Annotated in this window: 25 protein-coding genes; 16 read left to right on the forward strand and 9 right to left on the reverse strand. The window is 66.2% G+C overall.

What is annotated here, in order from left to right:
- Positions 1–25 precede the first annotated feature (25 nt).
- Positions 26–955: a choline ABC transporter substrate-binding protein gene (choX, locus tag BCY78_RS18625; RefSeq protein ID WP_068304868.1), complete on the reverse strand. Its 930-nt coding sequence runs from the start codon at positions 953–955 to the stop codon at positions 26–28.
- Positions 956–1,073: 118 nt separating this feature from the next.
- Between choX and betI the strand changes: the two genes are divergently transcribed.
- From betI to BCY78_RS18655, 6 genes are all read left to right on the forward strand, one after another.
- Complete coding sequence (betI, locus tag BCY78_RS18630) at positions 1,074–1,655, forward strand: transcriptional regulator BetI (protein ID WP_068304869.1); 582 nt, start codon at positions 1,074–1,076, stop codon at positions 1,653–1,655.
- Complete coding sequence (gene betB, locus BCY78_RS18635) at positions 1,655–3,109, forward strand: betaine-aldehyde dehydrogenase (RefSeq protein ID WP_068304870.1); 1,455 nt, start codon at positions 1,655–1,657, stop codon at positions 3,107–3,109. Before betI ends, betB begins: the two co-directional genes overlap by 1 nt.
- Before the next feature lie 11 nt (positions 3,110–3,120).
- On the forward strand, positions 3,121–4,773 hold the full coding sequence (betA, locus tag BCY78_RS18640) for a choline dehydrogenase (protein ID WP_068304872.1): 1,653 nt from the start codon (positions 3,121–3,123) through the stop codon (positions 4,771–4,773).
- Positions 4,774–4,827: 54 nt separating this feature from the next.
- Positions 4,828–5,496 (forward strand): thermonuclease family protein, encoded by a 669-nt coding sequence (locus BCY78_RS18645; protein WP_068304874.1) that lies wholly within the window; start codon positions 4,828–4,830, stop codon positions 5,494–5,496.
- A gap of 10 nt (positions 5,497–5,506) precedes the next feature.
- On the forward strand, positions 5,507–6,058 hold the full coding sequence (locus BCY78_RS18650) for a hemerythrin domain-containing protein (protein ID WP_068304875.1): 552 nt from the start codon (positions 5,507–5,509) through the stop codon (positions 6,056–6,058).
- Between the two features lie 80 nt (positions 6,059–6,138).
- Positions 6,139–6,381: a YdcH family protein gene (locus BCY78_RS18655; protein WP_068304877.1), complete on the forward strand. Its 243-nt coding sequence runs from the start codon at positions 6,139–6,141 to the stop codon at positions 6,379–6,381.
- 78 nt (positions 6,382–6,459) lie between these two features.
- Here the strand turns inward: BCY78_RS18655 and BCY78_RS18660 are convergent, their stop codons facing one another.
- The 3 genes from BCY78_RS18660 to BCY78_RS18670 form a co-directional block, all read right to left on the reverse strand.
- On the reverse strand, positions 6,460–7,866 hold the full coding sequence (locus BCY78_RS18660) for a short-chain fatty acyl-CoA regulator family protein (RefSeq protein ID WP_068304878.1): 1,407 nt from the start codon (positions 7,864–7,866) through the stop codon (positions 6,460–6,462).
- Positions 7,867–7,940: 74 nt separating this feature from the next.
- Positions 7,941–9,152 carry a multidrug effflux MFS transporter gene (locus tag BCY78_RS18665; protein ID WP_068304880.1) on the reverse strand — a complete coding sequence of 404 codons (1,212 nt, stop codon included), beginning with the start codon at positions 9,150–9,152 and terminating at the stop codon, positions 7,941–7,943.
- Positions 9,153–9,193: 41 nt separating this feature from the next.
- The gene (locus BCY78_RS18670; protein ID WP_139103222.1) at positions 9,194–9,538 is read right to left on the reverse strand and encodes a DMT family protein; all 345 of its coding nucleotides are present in this window, start codon (positions 9,536–9,538) and stop codon (positions 9,194–9,196) included.
- A gap of 181 nt (positions 9,539–9,719) precedes the next feature.
- On the opposite strand from BCY78_RS18670, the gene BCY78_RS18675 reads away from it, so the two are divergent.
- The 4 genes from BCY78_RS18675 (at position 9,720) to BCY78_RS18685 (ending at position 14,238) form a co-directional block, all read left to right on the forward strand.
- Positions 9,720–11,252, forward strand: coding sequence for an acyl-CoA carboxylase subunit beta (locus BCY78_RS18675; RefSeq protein WP_068304884.1), 1,533 nt, complete (start codon positions 9,720–9,722; stop codon positions 11,250–11,252).
- A 264-nt stretch (positions 11,253–11,516) separates the two neighbouring features.
- Entirely contained in the window at positions 11,517–11,672 is a 156-nt protein-coding gene (locus BCY78_RS25655) for a hypothetical protein (RefSeq protein WP_158515958.1), read from the forward strand.
- Positions 11,673–11,762: 90 nt separating this feature from the next.
- A complete protein-coding gene (locus tag BCY78_RS18680; protein WP_068304885.1) occupies positions 11,763–12,170 on the forward strand; it encodes a hypothetical protein in 408 nt (135 codons plus the stop codon).
- A 64-nt stretch (positions 12,171–12,234) separates the two neighbouring features.
- A complete protein-coding gene (locus tag BCY78_RS18685) occupies positions 12,235–14,238 on the forward strand; it encodes an acetyl/propionyl/methylcrotonyl-CoA carboxylase subunit alpha (RefSeq protein ID WP_068304886.1) in 2,004 nt (667 codons plus the stop codon).
- Between the two features lie 87 nt (positions 14,239–14,325).
- On the opposite strand, the gene BCY78_RS18690 is transcribed toward BCY78_RS18685, so the two are convergent.
- Positions 14,326–14,814 (reverse strand): DUF4174 domain-containing protein, encoded by a 489-nt coding sequence (locus BCY78_RS18690; RefSeq protein ID WP_068304887.1) that lies wholly within the window; start codon positions 14,812–14,814, stop codon positions 14,326–14,328.
- A gap of 119 nt (positions 14,815–14,933) precedes the next feature.
- Here BCY78_RS18690 and scpA point away from each other — a divergent pair, with 119 nt between their 5' ends.
- The 6 genes from scpA to BCY78_RS18720 all read left to right on the forward strand — a co-directional run bounded on the left by scpA (position 14,934) and on the right by BCY78_RS18720 (position 19,836).
- Complete coding sequence (gene scpA / locus BCY78_RS18695; RefSeq protein WP_068304889.1) at positions 14,934–17,069, forward strand: methylmalonyl-CoA mutase; 2,136 nt, start codon at positions 14,934–14,936, stop codon at positions 17,067–17,069.
- A gap of 153 nt (positions 17,070–17,222) precedes the next feature.
- Positions 17,223–17,696, forward strand: a complete 474-nt coding sequence (locus BCY78_RS18700) for an MAPEG family protein (RefSeq protein WP_068304890.1) — start codon at positions 17,223–17,225, stop codon at positions 17,694–17,696.
- Between the two features lie 9 nt (positions 17,697–17,705).
- The gene (locus BCY78_RS18705) at positions 17,706–18,323 is read left to right on the forward strand and encodes a VOC family protein (protein WP_068304892.1); all 618 of its coding nucleotides are present in this window, start codon (positions 17,706–17,708) and stop codon (positions 18,321–18,323) included.
- A complete protein-coding gene (locus BCY78_RS18710; protein WP_068304894.1) occupies positions 18,320–18,793 on the forward strand; it encodes a GNAT family N-acetyltransferase in 474 nt (157 codons plus the stop codon). Before BCY78_RS18705 ends, BCY78_RS18710 begins: the two co-directional genes overlap by 4 nt.
- A gap of 43 nt (positions 18,794–18,836) precedes the next feature.
- A complete protein-coding gene (locus tag BCY78_RS18715; RefSeq protein WP_068304896.1) occupies positions 18,837–19,520 on the forward strand; it encodes a molecular chaperone DjiA in 684 nt (227 codons plus the stop codon).
- Between the two features lie 13 nt (positions 19,521–19,533).
- Complete coding sequence (locus BCY78_RS18720) at positions 19,534–19,836, forward strand: hypothetical protein (RefSeq protein WP_068304898.1); 303 nt, start codon at positions 19,534–19,536, stop codon at positions 19,834–19,836.
- On the opposite strand, the gene BCY78_RS18725 is transcribed toward BCY78_RS18720, so the two are convergent.
- From BCY78_RS18725 to BCY78_RS18740, 4 genes are all read right to left on the reverse strand, one after another.
- Entirely contained in the window at positions 19,806–21,392 is a 1,587-nt protein-coding gene (locus BCY78_RS18725) for a Ppx/GppA family phosphatase (protein ID WP_068304900.1), read from the reverse strand. The two genes, BCY78_RS18720 and BCY78_RS18725, sit on opposite strands and share 31 nt — an antisense overlap.
- Positions 21,393–21,488: 96 nt before the next feature.
- Positions 21,489–23,675, reverse strand: coding sequence for an RNA degradosome polyphosphate kinase (locus BCY78_RS18730; RefSeq protein ID WP_068304901.1), 2,187 nt, complete (start codon positions 23,673–23,675; stop codon positions 21,489–21,491).
- Between the two features lie 44 nt (positions 23,676–23,719).
- Entirely contained in the window at positions 23,720–24,436 is a 717-nt protein-coding gene (locus BCY78_RS18735; RefSeq protein WP_369808712.1) for a chromosomal replication initiator DnaA, read from the reverse strand.
- Between the two features lies 1 nt (position 24,437).
- Positions 24,438–25,610 (reverse strand): AI-2E family transporter, encoded by a 1,173-nt coding sequence (locus BCY78_RS18740; RefSeq protein WP_068304904.1) that lies wholly within the window; start codon positions 25,608–25,610, stop codon positions 24,438–24,440.
- Positions 25,611–25,612 lie beyond the last annotated feature (2 nt).

The following is a 25,612-nucleotide window of genomic DNA, read 5'->3' on the forward strand; positions in this document are numbered from 1 at the left end:
CAACGGGCCGGGGCCGGGTTCAGGATCAGCCGTTCAGGGCTTCGGTGACAGCGGTCATGGCATCACCACCATCGGTGGTCAGCACGCCGTTCAGCCACGGGCCCAGCACGTCGGTATTCTCGGCCAGCCAGGCACGGGCGGCTTCCTCGGGCGCGGTGCCGTCGTTGAGGATCGCGCCCATGATCTCGTTTTCCATGGCCAGCGTGAATTCCATGTTGTTGAGCAGCGCGCCGACATTGGCGCATTCCTCGACATAGCCGGCGCGGGTGTTGGTATAGACCTCGGCGCCACCGAAGTTCGGGCCGAAGTAATCGTCACCACCCGACAGGTAGGTCAGCTCGTGGTTGGCGTTCATCGGGTGGGGCTCCCAGCCGAGGAAGACGACCGGCTGGTCACGACGATCGGCGCGCGACACCTGCGCCAGCATGCCTTGCTCCGAGCTTTCGACGACGTCGAAGCCCTCCAGATCGAAGGCATTGGCTTCGATCATGTCGAGGATCAGGCGGTTGCCGTCGTTGCCGGGCTCGATGCCGTAGATATGGCCTTCCAGCGCGTCACGATGGGCAGCGATGTCGGCGAACGAGGTGATCCCCATCTCGGCGCCGGCCGCATTGGTAGCCAGCGTGTATTTGGCGCCCGACAGGTTCATGCGCACGGTGTCGACGGTGCCGGCCTCGCGGTAGGGGGCGATGTCGGCTTCCATGGTCGGCATCCAGTTGCCGAGGAAGACGTCGATGTCGCCGTTGGCCATCGAGGTATAGGTCACCGGAACCGACAGCACGAGGGTCTCGGTCTCGTAGCCCAGCGCGTCGAGGATGGTCGTCGCGACGGCGGTGGTGGCGGTGATGTCGGTCCAGCCCACATCCGAGAAACGCACGGTATTGCAATCGGCGAGGGCAGGCGCGGTGGCCAGAGCAAGGGCGGCCGTGGTCAGGCCAAGGCGGGTCAGGGTCATGGTGTCTCTCCCGTTGGGTCTTTTTGTTGATTGACTAGTCAATAAACCATGGTCTAGCAGGGAATCAACAGTGATTGCGGTAGCGGGCATGGTCCGCGCCGGTGGAAGGGGACGGATTATGCCCAAGATCGGCATGGAGCCTATACGACGCGCCTCTCTGATCAAGGCCACAATCGCCGAGATCGGGAACGTGGGGACGCTGGAAGTCACGGTCAGCCGGATCGCCAAGCGCGCCGGCATGTCCTCGGCCTTGGCGCATCACTACTTCGGCTCGAAAGAGGCGATGTTCCTCGCCGCGATGCGCCATGTCCTGACCGTCTATGGTGCTGAAATCCGGGGCGCTTTGGCCGCGGCCGACAGCCCCGAAGGGCGCGCGCGCTCGGTCATCCGCGTCTCGTTCACGGGCGGCAATTTCCGCCGCGAGGTAGTGGCCGCTTGGCTGAATTTCTACGTGCTGGCCCAGACCCAGCCCGAGGTGAAGCGGCTGCTCAATGTCTATCAGAAGCGCCTCGTGTCGAACCTCACGCATGCCCTGCGTCCCCAGCTGGGGGCCAAGGCGCCGGACGTCGCGCAATCGCTGGCCGAGATGATCGACGGCGCCTATCTGCACGCCGCCTTGGGCGCCGATTCGCCTGACGGACCGGGCACCGCCCGCCGCGTCGAAGACTATCTGAACCTTGCCCTGAAGGAGGCCCGCTGATGCGCGCCCAGCCGACCGCCAGCCATTTCATCGACGGCCAGTATGTCGAGGACACGGCCGGCGCGCCCATCGAGTGCGTCTATGCCGCCACCGGCGAGGTGATCGCCCGCCTACACGAGGCGACGCCCGCGCTGGTCGACCGCGCGCTGGCCTCGGCCGCCCGCGCGCAGAAGGAATGGGCGGCTCTGCGTCCGGTCGAGCGCGCCCGCGTGCTGCATAAGGCTGCCGAGATCATCCGCTCGCGCAACCGGGAACTCTCCGAGCTGGAGACGCTGGATACCGGCAAGCCGCTGCAGGAAACGCTGGTCGCCGACGCGTCCTCAGGCGCCGATGCGCTGGAGTATTTCGCCGGCTTCGCGCCGACCGTGACCGGCCAGACCGTGCCCGTCGGCGGCGGCGATTTCGTCTACACGATCCGCGAGGCCTTGGGCGTCTGTGTCGGCATCGGCGCGTGGAACTACCCGACCCAGATCGCCTGCTGGAAAGCCGCCCCGGCGCTGGCTTTCGGCAACGCGATGGTCTTCAAACCCTCGGAAGTCACGCCGCTTTGTGCCCTGAAAGTGGCCGAGATCTTCATCGAAGCCGGTGCGCCGGCGGGCCTGTTCAACGTCGTGCAGGGGCGCGGCGCGGTGGGAGCCTCACTGGTCACCGACCCGCGCGTGGCCAAGGTCTCGTTGACCGGTTCGGTGCCCACGGGCCGCAAGGTCTATGCCGCCGCCGCCGAGGGCATCCGCCATGTGACGATGGAGCTGGGTGGCAAGTCGCCTTTGGTGGTCTTCGACGATGCCTCGCTGGAAGACGCCATTGGCGCGGCGATGCTGGGGAATTTCTACTCGACCGGGCAGATCTGTTCGAACGGAACGCGGGTCTTCGTGCAGAAGGGCCTGAAGGAGCGCTTCCTCGCCCGTCTGAAGGAACGCGCCGAGGCCATCGTCATCGGCGAGCCGTTGGACGAGGCCACGCAGATGGGTCCGATGGTCACCGAGGACCAGCTGTCCAAGGTCCTGAGCTACATCGAGAAGGGCAAGGCCGAGGGCGCTCGCCTCATCACCGGCGGCGCGCGGCTGGACCGGGCGGGCAACTACCTGCAACCGACGGTCTTCGCCGACGTCACCGATGACATGGTGATCGCCCGCGAGGAGATCTTCGGCCCGGTCATGGCAATCCTCGATTTCGACACCGAGGAAGAAGTCATCGCCCGCGCCAATGGCACCGACTTCGGCCTCGCCGCCGGGGTCTTCACCGCCGATATGGCCCGTGGCCACCGGGTCGCCGCCGCCTTCGAGGCCGGCACCTGCTGGATCAACGCCTACAACCTCACGCCGGTCGAGGCGCCCTTCGGCGGCTCCAAACTCTCGGGCGTCGGTCGTGAGAACGGTCATGCGGCGCTGGAGCACTACACGCAGATCAAATCCGTCTACGTGGGCATGAACCCCGTCGACGCTCCGTACTGAAGGCATTGGAAATGAACGCGGATTACGTGATCGTTGGGGCAGGCTCGGGCGGATCGGCCGTGGCCTACCGGCTGGCGGAAGCCGGCCAGACCGTGCTGGTCGTGGAGTTCGGCGGCACCGATGCCGGGCCCTTCATCCAGATGCCGGGCGCTTTGTCCTACCCGATGAACATGAAGCGCTACGATTGGGGCATGGCCTCGGAGCCCGAGCCGCATCTCGGCGGCCGGTCCTTGGTCACGCCGCGCGGCAAGGTGATCGGTGGCTCTTCTTCGATCAACGGGATGGTCTATGTCCGGGGCCACGCCAAGGATTACGAGCATTGGGAAGAGCAGGGCGCCGAAGGCTGGTCCTTCGCCGACGTGCAGCCCTATTTCAAGCGCATGGAGACCTGGCACGGCGCCGAAGATGCCGGCGAGGGCGAGGAATGGCGCGGCACCGACGGCCCCTTGCATATCAGCCGGGGCAAACGCGAGAACCCGCTCTTCGACGCCTTTGTCGAGGCCGGGCATCAGGCGGGCTATCCCGTCACCCGCGACTATAACGGCCAGCAGCAGGAAGGCTTCGGCGCCATGGAGGCGACGATCTTCAAGGGCGAGCGTTGGTCGGCCGCGAAGGCTTATCTCAAGCCCGCGATGAAGACCGGGAAGGTCAAGATCGTCAAAGGCTTGGCCGCCAAGGTCCTGATCAAGGAGGGGCGCGCCAAGGGCGTCTTGATGGCCGATGGCCGCAAGCTGACGGCCAACCGCGAGGTGGTGCTGGCGGCCTCGTCCCTGAACACGCCGAAGCTGTTGATGCTCTCGGGCATCGGTCCGGCCGAGCATTTGCGCGAGCATGGGATCGAGGTCATCGCCGACCGTCCCGGCGTCGGCTCGAACCTGCAGGACCACCTTGAGCTGTATCTGCAATACGCCACCAAGGACCCGATCTCGCTGTTCAAATACTGGAACCTCTGGGGCAAGGCCTTTGTCGGCGCGCAATGGATGCTGGGCCGCAAGGGGCCGGGCGCCTCGAACCAGTTCGAGAGCTGTGGCTTCATCCGTTCGCAGGCCGGGGTCGAGTATCCGGATATCCAATACCACTTCCTCCCCATTGCCGTGCGCTATGACGGGCAGGCCGTGGCCGAGGGGCATGGCTTCCAGACCCATGTCGGCCCGATGCGCTCGAAATCGCGCGGGACGGTGCGGCTGCGCTCGACCGATCCCGCCGACAACCCGGTGATCCGCTTCAACTACATGTCGCATCCCGAGGATTGGGAGGATTTCCGCGCCTGCATCCGCCTGACGCGCGAAATCATCGCCCAGCCGGCGATGGCGCAATACGTCAAACACGAGATCCAGCCGGGCGCCGCGCTGCAATCCGACGACGAGCTCGACAGCTTCATCCGCGAGCATGCGGAATCGGCCTTCCACCCCTGCGGCACGGCCCGCATGGGGCGGCGCGACGACAAGATGGCGGTGGTCGACGGGCAGGGCAAGGTGATCGGCGTGGACGGGTTGCGCGTCGCCGACAGCTCGGTCTTCCCGCGCATCACCAATGGCAACCTGAACGGCCCCTCGATCATGACCGGCGAGAAGATGGCCGACCATATCTTGGGGCGCACCCCGCTGCCGCGCTCAAATCTTGAGCCCTGGATCAACCCGAACTGGAAAACCGCCCAGCGTTAAGGCTGGCCGGAAACTCCGCTTGAAGGACATGCCGCCGGTGGCTACATCGGCGGCATGTTAATCTTTCGTTCACTCTTTATTCTGGCTCTGCTGGCGGCCTCGCCGGCCTTGGCCGATGTCCGCGGCGCGGCCCGTGTGGTCGATGGCGACACGCTGGAGGTGGCCGGGCAGTCCGTCCGGCTCTTCGGTATCGATGCGCCAGAGAGGGATCAGGATTGCGGCTTGCCGGGCGAGCGCTGGCATTGCGGCCGCTGGTCCGGCGACGAGCTGGAACGGCTGATCGGCGGGCGCAACGTCGCCTGTATCGAGGTCGACACCGACCGCTATGGCCGTATCGTCGCGCGGTGCTCGGCGGGGCAGGGGGATCTGGGCGAGGCGATGGTGCTGAATGGCGCCGCATTGGCCTACCGCGCCTATTCGCACGACTACATCCGCCCGGAACGGGTGGCGCGGGCCTCAGCCCGTGGGGTCTGGCGCGATGGCGAGGGGGGCTTTACCACTCCTTCGGACTATCGTGCGGACCGCTGGGCCGAAGTGCAACCTTCTGCACCTCCGCAGAGCGGCTGTGCGATCAAGGGGAATGTCTCGGGCTCCGGGCGCATCTATCATATGCCCGGCCAGCGCGATTATGACCGCACGCGGATCGACCCCGCGCGCGGCGAGCACTGGTTCTGCACCGAAGACGAGGCCCGCGCTGCCGGATGGCGCCGGGCGCAACGCTGAGAGGTCCGGCATGGACGATCTGGAACACCGCGACGGCCTGCCCGAGACGCTGCAACTGCTGCTCGCCGATTACCCGCGCGAGGCTTGGGAGGCGCATCCCGAGTTCCACGGCCTGACCAGCTTCTGGCTGGAGCGGCATATGGGGTTCCGTCGCCTGCTGCCGATGCTCCAAGACCAGACCCGTAGCATCATCGAGCGTGACGCCGAACCCAATCCGCGCCGTCTGGTGCAGCTGGCCAGTACCTTGCTGGACGGGCTTCACGGCCACCATCAGGTCGAGGATCACCATTACTTTCCGCTGCTGGCGACGACGGAGCCCCGGCTGGAACAGGGCTTTCAGCTGCTCGACGGCGATCATCACGCGCTCGATGCCCATCTGCATGCGCTGGCCGACCGGACGAATGCCGTGCTGCGGACCCTCTCGGAGGGCCAGCCGCCCCGCGAAACCGCCGCCCAGCTTGATGAAGTTCTGACGCCCTTCGCCAGCTTCCTCGACCGGCACCTGCTGGATGAGGAAGACCTGATCGTGCCGATCATCCTGCATCACCGTGTGCGCGGATAAATCGCCGGGCTGATCCAGATCAAAGTCGGAACCTGATTCGTCCGTCTACCTTTAACGGGACAAGAAGGACGGAGAAGACCATGTCGAACACCCCGCACCAACTGGCCGATGAATTCCCGGCGGACGGCGAGAAGATCCAGGCGCTGAAGGGGGCGGACGCGCATTTCGCCCGCCTGACCGAGGAGTATCACGCGGTGAACGACGCCATTCACCGGGCCGAGACCAATGTCCAGCCCGTCACCCCCGAACACGAGACCGAGCTGCGCAAGACGCGGATGGCACTGAAGGATCAGATCGCCTCGATGCTGCGCGCCACGGCCTGAACCGAGATCCGGCAACGGGTTGGCCTGGGGTCACTCCAATAGGGGTGGCCCCTTGATTTTAACGGGCAGGGCGCGCCGTCAGTGCGGCCCCTGTCCGGCGATGCCGTAGGGCAGGACGCCGCGGCGGTCGGGATCGATCTTCAGCGTCTGCTCCAGCGGCGGGACCGAACGCTGGTGGCAATCGGGCCGCGCGCAGATCCGGCACGAGATCCCGATCGGCTCGAACGCCTGCGGGTTGGTCAGATCCATGTCGTCGGCATAGGTGATCTGGTTGGCATGCCGGATCTCGCAGCCCAGCCCGATGGCATAACGGCGCACCGGTGCCCGGAACGATCCGCCCGGTTTCGACACGTCGCGCGCCAGCGAGAAATAGCGCACGCCATCCGGCGTCTCGGCCAGCTGGCGCAGGAAGCGGCCGGGCGTCTCGAAGGCTTGGTGCACGTTCCACAACGGGCAGGCGCCGCCGTAGCGCGCGAATTGCAGCCGCGTGGCCGAGTGGCGCTTGGTGATCGTCCCGGCCTGATCGACCCGCACGAACCAGAAGGGCACACCCTTGGCACCCGGCCGTTGCAGCGTCGACAGCCGATGCGCGACCTGCTCGATCGAGGCGCCAAAGCGGTCAGCCAGCATCTCCAGATCGTGGCGGGTCTCCTGCGCGGCGTCCTGAAACGCGCGGTAGGGCATCTGGGCCGCGCCTGCGAAGTAGTTGGCGAGTCCGATCTTGGCGATGGCCCGGGCCTCGTCCGACTGGAAGCGGGCAAGGTCCAGCGTGGCCTCCAGCAGCTCGTTCTGGGTCAGCAGGGCGATCTGGTGCAGCATCTGGAAGCGCCGGGACGCATCGCTGGCCTTTGTTGACAAAGTGAGAGTCCGACGCCCCGCGTCATAGGTTCTGAGGGTCAGATCATCGGAAAACTGCACGCTGATCCCGCGCCGTTCCAGCAGGCGGGTGGCCTTGGCCTCGATGGCGCCGGGGCCTTGGGCGACATGTTCGGCAGCCTTGTCCACGGCGTCGATATAGTTGTCGCAGTAGTGGAAGAAGTCGCGCACCTCCTCCCAGGGCGAGGCGCGGAGCATCCGGTCCTCGCCGCCCAGAGCCTCATCCAGCGAGGCAAGGCGCTCATGCGTCTGGCGGTAGGCGCGGTGCAGCGCCAGCAGCGCGCGGGCCACGCCGGGGGCGTTCGACGCCACCAGCCGCAGATCGGCCGGCGAGGGCGCGGGGCTGGGGAAGACCGGGTCGGCCAAGGCCTCGCGCAGGTCCGAGACCATCCGCTCGCTGTCGCCGGTGGACAGCTCGGTCACATCGGTGCCGAATTCGCGCGCCAAGGCCAGAACCACCGCGGTCGAGACCGGGCGGTTGTTGTTCTCCATCTGGTTCAGATACGGCAACGACACGCCGAGCCGGGCGGCGAATTCCTTCTGCGTCAGTTGCAGCCGCAGACGGATCTCGCGCAGCTTGGCCCCGGCGTAGAGTTTCTGCACGGCCATGATGTCCCTCCGCTTTGCAACGGCGGGACACTAGCTTTGCAAACAGGCGCTGCCAAGTGCGACGAAGGGCGGCGTCAGCCCGCCAATTGCCGGTTGCGCGCGATCACGAGGAAGATCGCCGCGATCGAGCCCAGCAGCGACAGGGTCATGATGGCGATCAGCGGCCAGGCCCCGGTCTCGGCGGTCAGGAGGGCGCCGGCGAGGGCGGACAGCAGCGCGCCGCCGCCGATCATGAAGGCCCCGCCCAGCCCCGAGGCCGTGCCGGCCAGCGCCGGGCGCACCGACAGCATCCCCGCGTTGGAGTTGGGCAGCACCATGCCGTTGCCGATGCCGACGAACAGGAAGGGCAGGAAGAACCCGGCCGCCCCGCCGATGCCGGTGGCGACGGCCAAGGCCTGACAGGCGATGCCGGTGGCCATGACCGCGTTGCCGCCGATGATCATCCGCGTGACGCCCATCCGCATCGAATAGCGGCCCGAGACGAAATTGCCCAAGCCGTAGCCCAGACCGGTGGTGCCGAAGAAGAAGCCCAGCTCGCTGGGGCTGAGGCCGTAGATCACCGTGCCGACGAAGGGCGCCCCGCCGAGATAGGCGAAGAACACGCCCGAGGCGCAAGCGGTCGACAGCACATAGCCCCAGAAGCGCGGCGAAGTCAGAAGCTCGGGGTATTCGCGGAACTGCGCCGCGAAGCCGCCGGGTTTGCGCTCCATCGTCTCGCCCAGATCGGACCACACGAGGGCCAGCACCAAGGCGCCCAGCAGCGTCAGCAGGAGGAAGCTGGCCTTCCAGCCGAAGACCTCGTCCAGCGCGCCGCCGATGATCGGGCCCAGCATCGGCACGATCGACATGCCCAGCGTCAGGTAGCCGATCATCGAGGCCGCCTGTGATTCCTCGACCATGTCGCGCACGATGGCACGGCTGAGGGCCATGCCGGTCGCCACCGCCGCCTGCAGCATGCGGAACACGAGGAACACGGTCGCATTGGGTGCGATCAAGGTGCCGACACTGGCCAGCAGGAAGATCACCAGCGAGGCCAGCAGGATGTTGCGGCGGCCGAACCGGTCGGACAGCGGGCCGATCACCAGCTGCAGGATGGCGCTGAAGCCAAGGTAAACCGAGACGGACAATTGCAGGACGCGGTAATCGGCGTCGAAATACGCCGCCATGTTCGGCAGCGAGGGAAGAAACACGTTCATCGACAGCGCGGAGACCCCGGAAATAAGGATCAGCGTGGCCAGATGCGGCGGCGTGGTGCGGTCGAGGAACCGGGGAATGGCTTTATTCATTTCACAAGTTTATTATTGCCGTCTGGAAGTGTCCATATGGCTCAACTGGGGCGATAGAAGATAAATCCGGCGCCGGCGGCGATCAGGGTGAAGCCGATCAGGTGGTTCCAGCTGAGCGATTCCTTCAGGTAAAACACCGAGAAGGCGACGAAGACGGCCAGCGTGATGACCTCCTGAATGGTCTTCAGCTCGGCCGCCGAGAAATAGCCGTGGCCGATCCGGTTGGCCGGCACCTGCAGCAGGTATTCGAAGAAGGCGATGCCCCAGCTGATCAGGATCACCAGCGCGAGGGGGGCGGTCTTGAACTTTAGATGCCCGTACCACGCGAAGGTCATGAACAGGTTCGAGGCCAGCAGCAGCAGGATCGTTTGGGCGGGGACGGGCATGGGGCACCATGGCAAGGGGACAGCTTGCGCTAGCCTCTGATCGGACTTGCGGCAAGCGGCCCGTGTTAGCTAATTTGCAATTCGCTATCCGACCTTGCCAATTCATTTGCAAATTTTCTCGTTTTTCCTTCCCCCGGCCCGGTCGCCCTCGTAGATTGCCGGCAGATCCGAGGAGGGCCCGATGAAAGACATCCTGAAAGAGCTCGAATCCCGTCGCGAGACTGCGCGGCTGGGCGGTGGCCAGCGCCGCATCGACGCGCAGCATGCCAAGGGCAAGCTGACCGCGCGCGAGCGGATCGAGCTGCTGCTCGACGAGGGCTCGTTCGAGGAGTTCGACATGTTCGTGGCCCATCGCTGCACCGATTTCGGCATGCAGCAGGACCGTCCGGCCGGCGACGGCGTGGTGACGGGCTGGGGCACCGTGAACGGCCGCATGGTCTATGTCTTTTCGCAGGACTTCACCGTCTTCGGCGGCTCGCTGTCGGAAACCCACGCCCAGAAGATCTGCAAGATCATGGATATGGCGATCCAGAACGGCGCCCCGGTGATCGGTCTCAACGATTCGGGCGGCGCGCGCATCCAGGAAGGCGTGGCCTCGCTCGCGGGCTATGCCGACGTGTTCCAGCGCAACATCATGGCCTCGGGCGTGGTGCCGCAGATCTCGGTGATCATGGGGCCCTGTGCCGGTGGCGCGGTCTACTCGCCGGCGATGACCGACTTCATCTTCATGGTGCGTGACTCGAGCTACATGTTCGTCACCGGCCCCGACGTGGTGAAGACCGTCACGAACGAGATCGTCACCGCCGAGGAGCTGGGCGGCGCATCGACCCATACGAAGAAGAGCTCGGTCGCCGATGGCTCGTTCGAGAATGACGTTGAGGCCCTGATCGAGGTCCGCCGCCTGATCGACTTCCTGCCGCTGAACAACCGCGAGAAGCCGCCGGTCCGCCCCTTCTTCGACGAGCCCGGCCGCATCGAGGACAGCCTCGACACGCTGATCCCGGACAACCCCAATACCCCCTACGATATGAAGGAACTGATCCTGAAGATCGCGGACGAGGGCGATTTCTACGAGATCCAGCAGGATTTCGCGAAGAACATCATCACCGGCTTCATCCGTCTGGAAGGGCAGACGGTGGGCGTGGTGGCGAACCAGCCGATGGTGCTGGCGGGTTGCCTCGATATCGACAGCTCGCGCAAGGCCGCGCGCTTCGTGCGCTTCTGCGACGCCTTCGAGATCCCGATCCTGACGCTGGTCGACGTGCCGGGCTTCCTGCCGGGCACCGGTCAGGAATATGGCGGGGTCATCAAGCACGGCGCGAAACTGCTCTTCGCCTATGGCGAGGCGACGGTGCCGAAGGTCACCGTTATCACCCGCAAGGCCTATGGCGGCGCCTATGACGTCATGGCGTCCAAGCATCTGCGCGGCGATTTCAACTACGCCTGGCCCACCGCCGAGATTGCGGTGATGGGCGCGAAGGGCGCGGTCGAGATCCTCTATCGCTCGGAACTGGGCGACAAGGAGAAGATCGCGGCGCGCACCAAGGATTACGAAGACCGCTTCGCCAATCCCTTCGTCGCCGCCGAGAAGGGCTTCATCGACGAGGTGATCCAGCCGCGCTCGACCCGCCGCCGTGTCTCGCGCGCTTTCGCCAGCCTTCGGAACAAGAAGCTGACGAACCCTTGGAAAAAGCACGACAACATCCCGCTGTAAGGCGGGATGCTCTCCTCACCAGCATCTGAGGGCGGGCAGTCGTCCGGCCCCAGATGTTGATTTCTTGAACCCTGCCTCGCGCCGTCTTGGTGCTGCAAAACCACAAAACGCCATGCAAGCCCCCATGTTTGAAGACAAAAACTGGATTTGGCCCCTTGAATGGGATAGCATCGCGCGCAGCGCAGCCGCTGTGGTTTGTGCAAATAAAGCGATCCGGCGCAGCCTTGGGCGGCGACCGGGTCACAATGAGAGCAGGAGTTCAACATGTTCAAAGCCCGCATCGGCATGCTTGCCGCCGTGCTCGGTGTTGCCGTTCTGGGTGGCTGCAGCCACTTCCATCACGACGAACCCGAATACGTGCCCATCGAGCCCGCACCCGCGCCGATCTACGTCGAGCCGGTCGCTCCGAAATACAACTGATTTCACGCCTTCTGGCGTAAGAACGCGCCGGGCGGGGCCGCGAATGGCCTCGCCCGTTCGCTTGGACACGGTCCGGCGGGGAGAAAACCCATGCTGAAGCACCGTGGCTTCCCCGGGCGCCTGCCCGGCACCGATTTCCAATTCACCATCCGCCGCGCGAACGTCAAGGAAGGGGCCACCCCCCTGATCTCGCGAGAGCGTTTCAAGGACCGTCGCGCGCCCGACCGCCGCGCCGACGAGGCCTTCATCGCCGCGCTGTGGGAACATTTCGGCGAAGAGCCGTTCGAGCGCGGCAATCTCGACGCGGGCCGCCTGTCGTGGCTGTTCGGCCGCGAGGTCGTGGCCGCCGAGGACCCGTTCGACCCACGCAGCTATGAGGCGCTTCTCAAGATCGACCTGAAGCGCGCCCGTCTCTCCTATCCCGACATCTTCAACGACGCCCAAGACGATTGGGACGACGAGGAAGACGATGAGGAATGGGACGACGACGAAGACTGACATCCCGGTCCGCCATCGCCGACCGCAACGCATCTGAGGCCCCGTCGGGGCAGGGGGAGTGAGCATGTTCAAGAAGATCCTGATCGCCAACCGCGGTGAGATCGCCTGCCGCGTCATCAAGTCGGCGCGCAAGATGGGGATCAAGACGGTGGCCGTCTACTCGGACGCCGACCGCAATGCGTTGCATGTCAAGATGGCGGACGAGGCCGTCCACATCGGCCCGCCGCCCGCCAACCAATCCTATATCGTGATCGACAAGATCATGGACGCCATCCGCCAGACCGGCGCGGAAGCGGTGCATCCCGGCTACGGTTTCCTCAGCGAAAACATGAAATTCGCCGAGGCGCTGGAGAAGGAAGGCGTGATCTTCGTGGGCCCCCCCAGCCCCGCCATTGAATCGATGGGCGACAAGATCACCTCAAAGAAGATCGCGCAGGAAGCGGGCGTCAGCACCGTCCCCGGCTACATGGGCCTCATCGCGGACGCCGAGGAAGCGGTGAAGATCTCGGACGAGATTGGCTATCCGGTGATGATCAAGGCCTCGGCCGGCGGCGGTGGCAAGGGCATGCGCATCGCCTGGAACGCGCAGGAGGCCCGCGAGGGTTTCGAGAGCTCGAAGAACGAGGCCGCGAACAGCTTCGGCGACGACCGGATCTTCATCGAGAAATTCGTGACGCAACCGCGCCATATCGAGATCCAGGTCCTCGCCGACAAGCACGGCAATTGCGTCTATCTGCACGAGCGCGAATGCTCGATCCAGCGCCGCAACCAGAAGGTCATTGAGGAAGCGCCCTCGCCCTTCCTCGATGAGGCCACCCGCAAGGCCATGGGCGAGCAGGCCTGCGCGCTGGCCAAGGCCGTGGGCTATACCTCGGCCGGTACGGTCGAGTTCATCGTCGACGGCAACCGCAATTTCTACTTCCTCGAGATGAACACCCGCCTGCAGGTGGAGCATCCGGTCACCGAGCTGATCACCGGCGTCGACCTTGTCGAGCAGATGATCCGCGTGGCGAACGGCGAGCCGCTGCCGTTCAAGCAAGAGGACCTGAAGATCAACGGCTGGGCGATGGAAAGCCGCCTCTATGCCGAGGATCCCTACCGCAACTTCCTGCCCTCCATCGGCCGCCTGACCCGCTACCGTCCGCCCGTCGAGGGTACGACCCAGCATGGCGGCATCGTGCGCAACGATACCGGCGTCTACGAGGGCGGCGAGATCTCGATGTATTACGACCCGATGATCGCCAAGCTCTGCACCTGGGGCCCGACCCGTGCGGCGGCGATCGAGGAGATGCGCCTCGCGCTGGATACGTTCGAGGTCGAGGGCATCGGCCATAACCTGCCCTTCTGCGCGGCGGTGATGGACCATCCGAAATTCGTCTCGGGCGACATCACCACGGCCTTCATCGCCGAGGAATTCCCCGAAGGGTTCAACGGCGTGGCTCTGCCCGGCGCCATGCTGCGCAAGGTCGCGGCGGCGGCGGCGGCGATGAACCGCGTGGCCGAGATCCGGCGCGCCCGCGTCTCGGGTCGCATGGACAACCACGAGCGCAAGGTCGGCGACGATTGGGTCGTGGTCCTGCAGGGCGAGGAATTCCCGGTGGCGATCCGCGCGGACCGTGGCGGCGCGACGGTGGCCTTTGCCGATGGCGCGGCGATGCGGGTGGAATCGGACTGGACGCCGGGCCAGACGCTGGCGCGCATCCTCGTCGACGGCCAGCCCTTGGTCCTGAAGGTCGAGCGTGCGACGGGCGGCTACCGCGTCCGCCTGCGCGGCGCCGATCTGAAGGTGCATGTGCGCAGCCCGCGTCAGGCGGAACTCGCGCGGCTCATGCCCGAGAAATTGCCGCCCGACACTTCGAAACTGCTCCTTTGCCCGATGCCGGGCCTGATCGTGAAGCTCGCGGTCGAAGAGGGCGACGAGGTCTTCGAGGGGCAGGCGCTCTGCACCGTCGAGGCGATGAAGATGGAGAACATCCTGCGCGCCGAGAAGAAGGGCGTGATCAAGAAGATCAACGCCTCGGTGGGCGGTTCGATGGCCGTCGACGACGTGATCATGGAGTTCGAGTGAGGTGGCACCGCGCCCCCATCATCTTGTCTCAAATACTCCGGGGGTCCGGGGGCAGCGCCCCCGGCCGCTCGGGCAGGGGCGCTCGCCTTACCGTCCCGCGGGCAGCCGCTCCAGCAATTCCTGCCGTCTCAGCGGGAAGCGGTCGATCATGTCGCCGATCTCGCGCACCGAGCGCGGGGCCGGCCTACGCTGCTTGATCTCGCCGTCCTTCTCGATGATCGCCAGCATGAAACCGCGCGGCCTCAGCCTTTGCCGCAGCAGGCTGCCTGAGCGCCGGTCGCTGTCCACGATCACCACCACATCGCGCGTCACCATGTCGCCCGGCCGCTCGGAGATCTCGCGCATCTGGCGTTGGAAGGCGGGGTCGTTGGGGCTGTCGGCCATCACCGCCACGATGCGGAATTCCCACAGGAAATCCTCGGGGTCCACATCCGCCGCATCGAGGATCAGCAACCCGCCGGGCGCCTCGGGCGCGACCACTTCGCCCTCGTCCAGCACCGCATCTTCAGCAGGGGTCTGCGCCGCCGCAAGGCCGGGGGCGAGGATCAGCAGAAACGCAAGCAGGACGGGTTTCATCAACGGCGGGTCTCCCTTTGGGGTGGATATAACCACGAACGCGCCGATTGCACCCGTGATCACGGAATTTTCGCCCGAACCCATGCGGTTCGCGGCCTGATGCCTTGGAGGAACACCGCATGTCCGACACCGACAAGCTGGCCAAATGGGAAGCCCTTGCCACGAAGGAGCTGAAGGGCCGCAGCCCCGATGCGCTGACCTGGGACACGCTGGAAGGCATCCCGGTGAAGCCGGTCTATACCGAGGCCGATCTCGAGGGGCTTGACCATCTCGGCTCGATGCCCGGCATGGCGCCCTTCACCCGTGGCCCGCGCGCGACGATGTATGCCGGCCGTCCCTGGACCATCCGGCAATATGCGGGTTTCTCGACCGCCGAGGAATCGAACGCCTTTTACCGCAAGGCCTTGGCTGCCGGTCAGCAGGGTGTCTCGGTCGCCTTCGACCTCGCGACGCACCGTGGCTATGACAGCGATCATCCGCGCGTCGTCGGCGATGTGGGCAAGGCCGGCGTGGCGATTGACTCGGTCGAGGACATGAAGATCCTCTTCGACGGCATCCCCTTGGAAAAGATCTCGGTGTCGATGACGATGAACGGCGCGGTGATCCCGATCCTCGCCAATTTCATTGTGACGGGCGAGGAACAGGGCGTCGACCGCACGGCGCTCTCGGGGACCATCCAGAACGACATCCTCAAGGAGTTCATGGTCCGCAACACCTATGTCTATCCGCCCGAGCCTTCGATGCGGATCATCGCGGATATCATCGAATACACCTCGGCCGAGATGCCGAAGTTCAACTCGATCTCGATCTCCGGCTACCACATGCAGGAAGCGGGCGCGAACCTCGTGCAGGAGCTGGCCTACACGCTGGCCGACGGTCGCGAATATGTCCGCGCGGCGCTGGCGCGGGGCATGGATGTCGACGCCTTCGCGGGCCGGCTGTCCTTCTTCTTCGCCATCGGCATGAACTTCTTCATGGAAGCCGCCAAGCTGCGCGCCGCCCGACTGCTCTGGCACCGCATCATGTCCGAGTTCGAGCCGAAGAAGCCGGGCTCCCTGATGCTGCGCACCCATTGCCAGACCTCGGGCGTGTCGCTGCAGGAGCAGGACCCCTATAACAACGTCGTCCGCACGGCCTATGAGGCCTTGGCGGCAGCGCTCGGCGGCACCCAGTCGCTGCACACGAACGCGCTCGACGAGGCCATCGCCCTGCCCACGGAATTCAGCGCCCGGATCGCCCGGAACACCCAGCTGATCCTGCAGGAAGAGACCGGGGTGACCAAGGTCGTCGATCCTCTGGCGGGTTCCTATTATGTTGAGAAACTGACAGCGGACCTGGCCGAAGCCGCGTGGAAACTGATCGAGGAAGTTGAAGAAATGGGAGGGATGACCAAGGCCGTGGCCTCGGGCATGCCCAAGCTCCGGATCGAGGAATCCGCCGCCAAGCGTCAGGCGCAGATCGACCGCGGCGAGGAAGTCATCGTCGGCGTGAACAAGTACCGTCTCGCCAAGGAAGACCCGATCGACATCCTCGACATCGACAACGTCAAGGTCCGCGAAAGCCAGATTGCCCGTTTGACCGCCATGCGCGCCAGCCGCGACGAGGCCGCCTGCATGGCCGCGCTGGCCGAGCTGGAGCGCCGGGCGACCGAGGGTGGCAACCTTCTGGAAGGGGCCGTCGAAGCCGCGCGCGCACGCGCCAGTGTCGGGGAGATCAGCATGGCGATGGAGAAGGTGTTCGGCCGCCACCGGGCCGAGGTGAAGACGCTCGCCGGTGTTTATGGCGCGGCCTATGAGGGCGACGAGGGCTTTGCGGCGATCCAGAAGGATGTCGAGGCGTTCGCCGAGGAAGAGGGCCGCCGCCCGCGCATGCTGGTGGTGAAGATGGGGCAGGATGGCCATGACCGCGGCGCCAAGGTCATCGCCACGGCCTTTGCCGATATCGGCTTCGACGTCGATGTGGGCCCGCTCTTCCAGACGCCCGAGGAAGCCGCGCAGGACGCCATCGACAACGACGTGCATGTGATCGGCATCAGCTCGCAGGCGGCGGGTCACAAGACCCTCGCGCCGAAGCTGATCGAGGTGCTGAAGGCGCAGGGCGCGGGGGATATCCTCGTGATCTGCGGTGGCGTTATCCCGCAGCAGGATTACGATTTCCTGATGGGCGCCGGCGTGAAGGCGATCTTCGGTCCGGGGACCAACATTCCAAAAGCCGCCGCCGACATCCTGCGCCTGATCCGCGAAGCGCGCGGCTGAGGCGCGGCCAAGGCATATCCGGCCGCCCTCCGAGGAGGAGGCGCGACCGAAGGGGGGCGGTGCTGGAGGGCGCCGCCCCTTTCTATGGCCCGCCATCCGCGTTGACCTGACCACCCCGGTGGGACAGGCTGGGGCAAGCAGGGGAGCAGGGCGATGGACGGAAAACGACGGGTGATCGCAGGCTCCATGGCCTTGGCCATGCTCTGGGCGCTGGTGTTGGTCTGGTGGGGCCGGGGGCCGGGCGAGATGGTGCCCGCGCTGGTCACGGCGTTCTTGCCCGGCGGACTGTTGATGGCGGCGATGATCGGCCGGCTGGCGCAGCGACGGTTCTTTGACGGCGCCATCATCGACGGCGAGCCGTTTTTCCCCGGCTCGGGCGCGGAGATCGACCAACGGGTGCTGACCAACACGACCGAACAGCTGGTCGTCGCATTGGCGCTCTGGCCCTTTGCCGGGTATGTGCTGGGCTGGGGGCTGCTGGTCTGGCTGGGCTGGTCCTTCGGCGCGGCGCGGCTGGCGTTCTGGATCGGCTATCACCGCGCGCCCCCCTTGCGGGGCCTCGGCTTTGCGGCCAGTTTCTACCCGACTTTGGTGGCCGCGCTCTGGGCGTTGGCGGATTGGCTGTAAGGACTGAGCATGGCCGTTTTCGATCACATCGCCATCGCCGCGACATCGCTGGCTGAGGGGGCGGAGGCGCTGGAAGCGGCGCTGGGTGTCCCGCTGGAACCCGGCGGAAAGCATGCGCAGATGGGCACGCACAACCGGCTGCTGTCGCTGGGCGAGGGCGAGTATCTTGAGTTGATCACCATCGACCCGGACGCCCCCGGCCCGGATCGCCCGCGCTGGTTCGCGCTCGATGACTTCGAGGGCGCAACCCGTCCGCAAAGCTGGATCGTGCGCGCCGATGATCTGGGCGAGGCGTTGTCTGTGGCTCCCGGTGGCTCGGGCGAGCCGGTGGCCTTCCGCAGGGACAACCTGACCTGGACTTTCGCGCTGCCGGACAGCGGCCTGCAGCCCTTCGACGGCACCTCGCCCGCGGTGATCGAATGGGGGCCGGGCGTGCCCCATCCCTCCTCGCGCCTGCCGGACCGGGGCGTGCGCCTGACCGGGCTGTGCCTGCGCCACCCGCGCGCGCCCGACCTGCAGCGCGCACTGGCGCGTCTGATCGCGGACCCGCGCCTGCGGTTCGAGACCGGCGCACCGGGGCTGGTGGCCGAGTTCCAGACCCCCTCGGGCCGGGTGGTGCTGGGGTGATCCGCGCCGGACGCGCAGGGGATGCGCCCGCCATCGCCGCATTCTGGAACCCGCTGATCCGGGACACGGTGGTGACCTTCAGCCCGCTGGAACGCTCCGAGGACGACATCATCGCGATGATCGACGGCCGAGAGACGTTCCTCGTGGCGGAAGAGGGTGGAGACGTGCTGGGCTTTGCCACCTACAGCCAGTTCCGGGGCGGTCCCGGCTATGCCTTCGCGCAAGAGCACACGATCATCCTTTCGCCCGCCGCGCGGGGCCGCGGCGTGGGACGGGCCTTGCTTCAGGCGCTGGAGCAGGCCGCGCGCGACAAGGGGCACCATGTGATGATCGCGGGGATCAGCGGCGGCAATCCTGAAGGGCTCGCCTTCCACGCCGCCCTTGGCTACGCCGAGGTCGCGCGGATGCCGGAACTGGGACGGAAGTTCGGGCAATGGCACGATCTCGTGTTCATGCAGAAATTGTTGTAAACGCCGCATTCTCAAATCACCGGGCCGCGGATAAACTGGGCTCATGTCGCTTTGGTCACGCATCATGGACGCCGTCGGGGCGCTGCGGGCAGGGGAATCCCTGTCGGTGGTGTTCGACCGGCTGCGCCAACGCCCGGAACGCACCGTGGCTTTCACCATCGGCGTGATCGCGCTGGGAGCGAAGCTGGCCAAGGCGGACGGCATGGTCACCCGGGACGAGGTGACGATGTTCCGCTCGGTCTTCACCATCCCGCCCGAGGAAGAGCAGCACGCGGCGCGCGTCTTCAACCTCGCGCGGCAGGACGTGGCCGGCTACGATTCCTATGCCCGCAAGATCGCGGCGTTGTTCCCGGCGGGCGATCCGGTGCTGCGCGACCTGTTGGACGGGTTGTTCCATGTCGCGCTGGCGGATGGCGATTTCCACCCGGCCGAGGAGGCCTTCCTGCGCGATGTCGCCGGGATCTTCGGTCTGGGCGAAGGCTGCTACCGCTCGATCCACGCGCGCCTCGTGCCCGGCGCGGCGCCCGATCCCTTCGAGCTGCTGGAGCTGCCGCAGGACGCTTCGCTGGACGAGGCCCGTGCCGCCTTCCGCCGCATGGTCCGCGAATCGCATCCCGATGCCCTGCGCGCTCGCGGTGTGCCCGATGAGGCCGTCCAACTGGCCGAAGAACGGCTGAAGGCCCTCAACACCGCTTGGGAAGAGGTCCGGCAACGTCACGCCGCCTGAAACGGAGCCGCCGATGCCTGCGCCTCGTCGCACCCGTCCCCTGATCCTGCTTGGTCTGCTGGCGGTCGCTGCGCCCGCTTTGGCACAGGAAGACCCAGAAGCCCCGGACAACAGGCTCCGCGGCCTGCTGGGCGACATGCTGGGGGCGGTGAACCCGTATCTGCAGGATCTGGCCGAGATGCTCGGCGACCTCTCGGGCTGGCACGCGCCTGAGGTCCTGCCCAATGGCGACATCCTAATCCGCCGCCGCGCGCCTGAGACCGCGCCCGAGGGGCCCGGTCCGGATCAGCCTTTGGGCGAGCCTCTGGAGCTTTGAGTGCGGGCCACGCGCCAGGTCGTCGTGACCCCCAGCGTCTTCGCTAGTGAGGCAAAGCGCTGCATGGCCACCTCGCCGAACAGATCCTTGCGGTCGGGTTGCAGGATCAGCTCCAGCACCTTCTTCTTGGGGAAGTAGCGCAATTCGCCCGAGCTGTCCGGCCCGGCCAGCGAGAACATCGCACCAAAGCGCATCGCCCGGCCGATCATGATCGCGTGGCGGATCTCTTCTTCGTCCAAGAGCTTCAGCAGCGGCGTGATCCGGCTGTCGGCACCCGGCGACTTGTAGCGGTTCATCAGCACAAGGCCGAGGTACACACGCCCCTTGTGATCCAGCCCGCCAAGGTTGGCACGGGTCGCCGTGTCGAAGCAGCTTTCCGAGCGATAATCCGGATGCGCGCGCCAATTGACGTCATGCAACAGGCAGGCGGCCTTGATCAGGCGCATGCGCTCGTCCGAGACATTGCGGAACAGCGGCATGAGGAAGTCGAACATCTGCCGCCCGAAGCCCGGCACGCGGGCCGAGGTGGCCTCCAGATGGCGACCGGCCTCGATCAGCGGGTCGCGGGCGCGCAGGGTGTCGGGCATCTGCTCGAACAGCACGCCTTCGCGAATGCCATAGCTGGAGATGTAAATCTCGCGCGGGCGGAACACCGTCAGCATTTGGCGCAGCACCTGCGTGGCCAGCGGCACCAGCGTGATCCGCTCGGGCGAGATGCCGGTCTTGTTGCGCAGGGCCTTCAGATCCTGCGTCTCCAGCCAGTCGATGGTCTTGCGGATCGACTTCGGCGTCATCTCGTATTCGTGCAGAACCGTCAGCGGATAGCCCCGACGCTCCATGTCCAGACGCGCCAAGGCCCGCCACGAGCCACCGACGAGGTACAGCGCCTTGTGCTCGCCGCCGACCTCGTTGCGCAACTCGCGCAGGGTCTCGGTGATATGGGTCTTCAGCCCCTTCTTGCCGCCCGGCACCTGCATCAGGCGGAACGGACCCAGAGACGAGCTGATGCGCCGACCGACGGTGTTGTCGCCGATCTCGGCCAGTTCCATCGACGAGCCGCCGATATCGCAGACAAGGCCGCGCGCACCGGGCCAGCCCAGCAACACGCCCTGAGCCGACAGTCGAGCCTCCTCGGTGCCGGGGATGATGTTCATCTCCAGCCCGGTGGCGGCTTCGACCTCGGCCTTGAAGCTTTCGCCGTCCGAGGCCTCGCGCACGGCGGCGGTGGCGACCATGGTCAGCGAGGTCAGGTGCATGTCGTTCGCCAGAAGGGCGAAGCGCTTGATCGACGACAGGGCGCGGGCGCGACCTTCGGGATGCAGCACGCCGGTCTGGGCCAGATCGCGCCCGAGGCCGCACATGACCTTCTCGTTGAAGAAATAGGCGGGCGAACGCGCGGCGCCGTCAAAGACGACCATCCGAATCGAGTTCGATCCCACGTCGATCACGCCCACGCGGTCCAGCGCCCGCACGGAATCGTCATCGAACAGCGCCTGCCCGCCGAAATAGCCACGCACGGGCGTCGGGGCAGTAGGAGTGTCGCTGTCGGCGTTCATCGCCATCCTCATTGCTTGGAAGCGGCCCCGCCATCTAGGCAAGGCCGCTGCGCGGCGTCAACCGCGGGTCTGGAAACAGTTCTCAGGACAGGTAACTCACTCGGGCGTGTGGGCCAGTTCCGGCACGTCATGCGCGCCCGCCGATCCGCGACCCGACAGCGACGGGTTTTCCATGAAGAAGCGGTGGCAGCTGAACAGGGTGCGGCCTTCCTCGCCGGGGTCCAGCTCGGCGCGCTGGTAGCGGCCGTTGCCATCGAGGACCCAGGTCTGTGCTTCGTCATACAGGTTCGCCGCCATGATCTGACGAACGATCTGGGCCTTCACGGTCGGGTTGTCGATCTCGACCAAGGTCTCGACCCGGCGCATCAGGTTGCGACCCATCCAGTCGGCCGAGGACATGAAGACCCGCGCCTGATCGGACGGCAGGCCATGGCCCGAGCCGAAGCAGACGATGCGCGAATGCTCAAGGAAGCGGCCGACGATGGATTTGACCCGGATGTTCTCGGACAGGCCCTTTATGCCGGGGCGGATGCCGCAGATCCCGCGCACCACGAGGCTGATCTGCACCCCGGCCTGACCGGCGGCATAGAGGGCGTCGATCACATCGGCGTCGATGATGGAGTTCATCTTGGCCCAGATCTGCGCCGGACGACCGGCGCGGGCATGCTCGGCCTCGCGTCCGATCAGCTCGATCAGGCGGGGTTTCAACGTCAGCGGCGAGATCGCCAGATTCTCCAGCGTCTCGGGCTGGGCATAGCCCGACAGGTAGTTGAACACCCGCGCCGCATCACGCCCGGCGGGCGCGCCACAGGTGAACAGGCTGAGGTCGGTATAGATCCGCGCGGTGATCGGGTGGTAGTTGCCGGTGCCCCAATGGGTATAGGTCACCAGCTTGTCACCCTCACGCCGGACCACGGCCGAGATCTTGGCGTGGGTCTTGTAGTGGATGAAGCCGTAGACGACATGCGCGCCCGCGCGTTCCAGCCGGCGCGACTGGCGGATGTTGGCGGCCTCGTCGAACCGGGCCTTCAGTTCCACGAAGGCGGTCACCGACTTGCCGGCCTCGGCCGCTTCACACAGCGCATCGACGATCGGGCTGTCGCGCGAGGTGCGATAGAGCGTCTGCTTGATCGCCAGCACGTTGGGATCGTTCGCCGCCTGCTTGAGGAAGCGGACCACCATGTCGAAGGTCTCGTAGGGGTGGTGCAGCAGCATGTCCTTCTGGCGGATCGCCGCGAACATGTCGCCGTCATGGTCCTGCACACGCTCGGGCACGCGCGGGGTGAAGGGCGGCCATTGCAGGTCACGGCGGCCATCGACCACCAGTTCCTTCACATCGGCCATGCCCAGAAGCCCGTCGAGCTCCACGACTTCCTCGGCCTCGACCCCAAGCTCTTCCATCACCAGCGACTTGAGCGAAGGTTCGGCCCCGGCGGTCATCGTCAGGCGCACGACCTCGCCGCGGCGGCGACGCTTCAGCGCGACCTCGAATTCCCGCACGAGGTCCTCGGCTTCTTCCTCGACCTCCATGTCCGAATCGCGCAGCACGCGGAAGGCATGCGAGGTGATGACCCGGTAGCCGGGGAACAGCGCCTCGATCTGGTCGAGCAGCAGCTCCTCCAGCGGCAGGAAGCGGAAGGCCAGCCCCTCGGCCGGCAGGCGCACGAAGCGGTCGATCTGCTGCGGCACCGGCAGCAGCGCGGCGCGGCGCAGGCCGTCGGACTTGCGTTCGATCGTCAGCGCCAGACAGAAGCCGGTGTTGGGGATGAACGGGAAGGGGTGGGCCGGGTCGATCGCCAGCGGCGAGAGCATCGGGAAGACGTTGGCGAGGAAATACTCGCGCAGGAAGGTGCTGTCCTCGGCCGTCAGCTCGCTGCGGTCGAGGATGAACATGCGTTCCTCCTCCAGCAGCTTGCGCAGGGCGATGAAGGTTTCTTGCTGGACCTGCATCAGGCGCCGAGCGTCCTCGTTGATGAGGGTCAGCTGTTCATAGGGCGTGCGGCCATCGGTCGAGGGATGGGTGTTTCCGGCCCGGTGCAATTCGCGCAGGCCGGCGACGCGGACGGTGTAGAATTCGTCGAGGTTCGCGGCCGAGATCGACAGGAACCGCAGGCGCTCCAGCAGCGGCACGCGCGGGTTCGAGGCCTCTTCCAGCACGCGCCAGTTGAAGGCCACCCACGAGAGTTCGCGGTTGAAGAAACGCGCAGGGGACGCCGGATCGAAGCCTTCGGGCGGGTCGATCGGGTCGGGGAACGGGCCGTGAAGGAAATCCGATGTGCTCATGGCGGTTCCGTAGCCGGGATTTGCGACAGTTTGGTGATGGTCGCTCATGGTGCCTCGTCTTCATCGGTCTTGTCGAGGATCTCGGCCAGCGCCTCGCGCGCAAGATCCCGTGTCATGCGGCGCCGGAACTGCAGGCCCCGGCGGTCCATTTCCGCCACCAGCGCGCGCGCGGCGCCCAGCGACCGCTCCATCCGTTCCAGCAGGTAGTCGATCAGCGCCGGCTCCACGCGCAGCTGCCGGTCGCTGAACAGCTTGACCAGAACGGCGGCCAGCAGGGCCTCGTCGGGTTCGGCCAGCGCGGGATGCGCGGCCGCCGACAGACGCGAGATCAGGTCGGGCAGGCGCAGGCCCCAGTCGCGCACCGGTACCGGGGCGGTCAGCAGCAGCTGGCCCCGTCCGCGCAGGTGGTTGACGAGGTGGAACATCGCCTCCTCGCCCCGGGTACCGGCGATGCATTGCGCGTCATCGACGACGACGTTCAGCGCCGCACCCGGCTCCAGCAAAGCGGGCAGGTCATGGCCCAGCGTGTCGACGGGCTGCCAATGCGCGTCCACCGCCTCGGCCCAGATCCGTGCCAGATGCGTCTTGCCCGACCCCGGCGGGCCGACCAGCACCGACAACCCGTTGGGCAGGCCCTGAGGGGCGTCCAGCGCCGCCAGCGCCAGCGCGTTCGAGGGGGCTTCGAGGAAATCCTCGCGCCCCATCGCCTCGGCGCTGGGCAGATCGAGAGGGAGTTGGATGGCGCGATGGGACCCGCTCACCTCAGCCTCCGGACGTGTCGTCACCATGCTCGAAATCGCTGTCGGGAAGGTGGGTCCGGGAGACGCGGGGTTCTTGCTCGCGCGGGATCGTGGTGCGGTGCGGCGCCGCCGGCTGGCTCACGGCATTCGCGGGGTCGTAGAGGGTGCTCTCCTTGTAGACCTGCGCGAAATGACGGGCGACGACGCCCATGGCGGCGGCAACCGGAACGGCGATCAGCATGCCGATGAAGCCGAACAGGGCCCCGAAGACGCTGAGGGCGAGGATCAGCCAGACCGGGTGCAGTCCGACCGAGCGGCCCACCAGCTTCGGCGTCAGGACGTTGCCCTCGATCATCTGGCCCGCGACGAACACGCCCGCGACCATGGCCAGCGACACCCAATCGCCCCAGAACTGCACCAGCCCGAAGCCGAGGGCCAAAGCCCCGCCGAGGATCGCGCCAACATAGGGGATAAAGGTGATGAGGCCGGCGAAAGCGCCCAGCACCACGCCGAATTGCAGCCCGACCAGCATCAGGCCCACCGCGTAGAAGGCGCCCATCAGCAGGCAGACCGTGCCCATGCCCCGGATGAACGAGGCCACGGTGCGGTCGATTTCAGAGGCCAGCTTGCGGATCGTCGGCGCATGTTCGCGCGGCAGCATGGCATCGACACGCGCCACTGCATGGTCCCAGTCCAGCAGCATGTAGAAGGCCACGACCGGCACGATGACGATCAGCAGGACGACGTTGATCACCGACAGGGCCGAGCCGAGGATGGCATTGGCCAGCTCGCCCGAGCGAGCCTGAATCGCCTCGGCAAGACTGTCGAGCGAGGTGCGCAGGGTCGAATCGGCCTCGAGGATCGAGGGGAAGCGTTCCGTCAGCAGCGTGGTGCCGCGTTCGACAAGGCCGGGCAGGGCGTCGCGCAGGGCCTGAAACTGCTGGATCAGCAGCGGCACGACCAAGAGGATGGCCAGCACGAAGACCAGCACCATCGCGAGCGAGATGACCACCGTCGCGGCGGTGCGGGACAGGCCCGCACGCTCCAGCCGGTCGGCCAGCGGGTCGAGGAAATAGGCAAGAGCGGCGCCCAGCACGAAGGGCAGCATGACATCGCCCAGCCGCCACAGGGCGAGCAGAAGCAGGGCGGCCAGTGCGCCCCAGATCCACAACTGGCGACGCACGCTCATCGCCATGG

It is taken from the genome of Pararhodobacter sp. CCB-MM2, assembly GCF_001691415.1.
Classification (GTDB): domain Bacteria; phylum Pseudomonadota; class Alphaproteobacteria; order Rhodobacterales; family Rhodobacteraceae; genus Pararhodobacter.

Excerpts from the sequence above, each read along its gene's own strand:
- BCY78_RS18670 (WP_139103222.1), bottom strand. The coding sequence starts at position 9,538 with ATGCCCGTCCCCGCCCAAACGATCCTGCTGCTGCTGGCCTCGAACCTG.
- BCY78_RS18715 (WP_068304896.1), top strand. The coding sequence starts at position 18,837 with ATGTCGCTTTGGTCACGCATCATGGACGCCGTCGGGGCGCTGCGGGCA.
- betA (WP_068304872.1), top strand. The coding sequence starts at position 3,121 with ATGAACGCGGATTACGTGATCGTTGGGGCAGGCTCGGGCGGATCGGCC.
- BCY78_RS18655 (WP_068304877.1), top strand. The coding sequence starts at position 6,139 with ATGTCGAACACCCCGCACCAACTGGCCGATGAATTCCCGGCGGACGGC.
- scpA (WP_068304889.1), top strand. The coding sequence starts at position 14,934 with ATGTCCGACACCGACAAGCTGGCCAAATGGGAAGCCCTTGCCACGAAG.
- BCY78_RS18665 (WP_068304880.1), bottom strand. The coding sequence starts at position 9,152 with ATGAATAAAGCCATTCCCCGGTTCCTCGACCGCACCACGCCGCCGCAT.
- BCY78_RS18690 (WP_068304887.1), bottom strand. The coding sequence starts at position 14,814 with ATGAAACCCGTCCTGCTTGCGTTTCTGCTGATCCTCGCCCCCGGCCTT.
- BCY78_RS18660 (WP_068304878.1), bottom strand. The coding sequence starts at position 7,866 with ATGGCCGTGCAGAAACTCTACGCCGGGGCCAAGCTGCGCGAGATCCGT.
- betI (WP_068304869.1), top strand. The coding sequence starts at position 1,074 with ATGCCCAAGATCGGCATGGAGCCTATACGACGCGCCTCTCTGATCAAG.
- BCY78_RS25655 (WP_158515958.1), top strand. The coding sequence starts at position 11,517 with ATGTTCAAAGCCCGCATCGGCATGCTTGCCGCCGTGCTCGGTGTTGCC.
- BCY78_RS18705 (WP_068304892.1), top strand. The coding sequence starts at position 17,706 with ATGGCCGTTTTCGATCACATCGCCATCGCCGCGACATCGCTGGCTGAG.
- BCY78_RS18725 (WP_068304900.1), bottom strand. The coding sequence starts at position 21,392 with ATGAACGCCGACAGCGACACTCCTACTGCCCCGACGCCCGTGCGTGGC.
- BCY78_RS18740 (WP_068304904.1), bottom strand. The coding sequence starts at position 25,610 with ATGGCGATGAGCGTGCGTCGCCAGTTGTGGATCTGGGGCGCACTGGCC.
- BCY78_RS18650 (WP_068304875.1), top strand. The coding sequence starts at position 5,507 with ATGGACGATCTGGAACACCGCGACGGCCTGCCCGAGACGCTGCAACTG.
- BCY78_RS18675 (WP_068304884.1), top strand. The coding sequence starts at position 9,720 with ATGAAAGACATCCTGAAAGAGCTCGAATCCCGTCGCGAGACTGCGCGG.
- choX (WP_068304868.1), bottom strand. The coding sequence starts at position 955 with ATGACCCTGACCCGCCTTGGCCTGACCACGGCCGCCCTTGCTCTGGCC.
- BCY78_RS18645 (WP_068304874.1), top strand. The coding sequence starts at position 4,828 with ATGTTAATCTTTCGTTCACTCTTTATTCTGGCTCTGCTGGCGGCCTCG.
- BCY78_RS18700 (WP_068304890.1), top strand. The coding sequence starts at position 17,223 with ATGGACGGAAAACGACGGGTGATCGCAGGCTCCATGGCCTTGGCCATG.
- betB (WP_068304870.1), top strand. The coding sequence starts at position 1,655 with ATGCGCGCCCAGCCGACCGCCAGCCATTTCATCGACGGCCAGTATGTC.
- BCY78_RS18730 (WP_068304901.1), bottom strand. The coding sequence starts at position 23,675 with ATGAGCACATCGGATTTCCTTCACGGCCCGTTCCCCGACCCGATCGAC.
- BCY78_RS18680 (WP_068304885.1), top strand. The coding sequence starts at position 11,763 with ATGCTGAAGCACCGTGGCTTCCCCGGGCGCCTGCCCGGCACCGATTTC.
- BCY78_RS18685 (WP_068304886.1), top strand. The coding sequence starts at position 12,235 with ATGTTCAAGAAGATCCTGATCGCCAACCGCGGTGAGATCGCCTGCCGC.
- BCY78_RS18720 (WP_068304898.1), top strand. The coding sequence starts at position 19,534 with ATGCCTGCGCCTCGTCGCACCCGTCCCCTGATCCTGCTTGGTCTGCTG.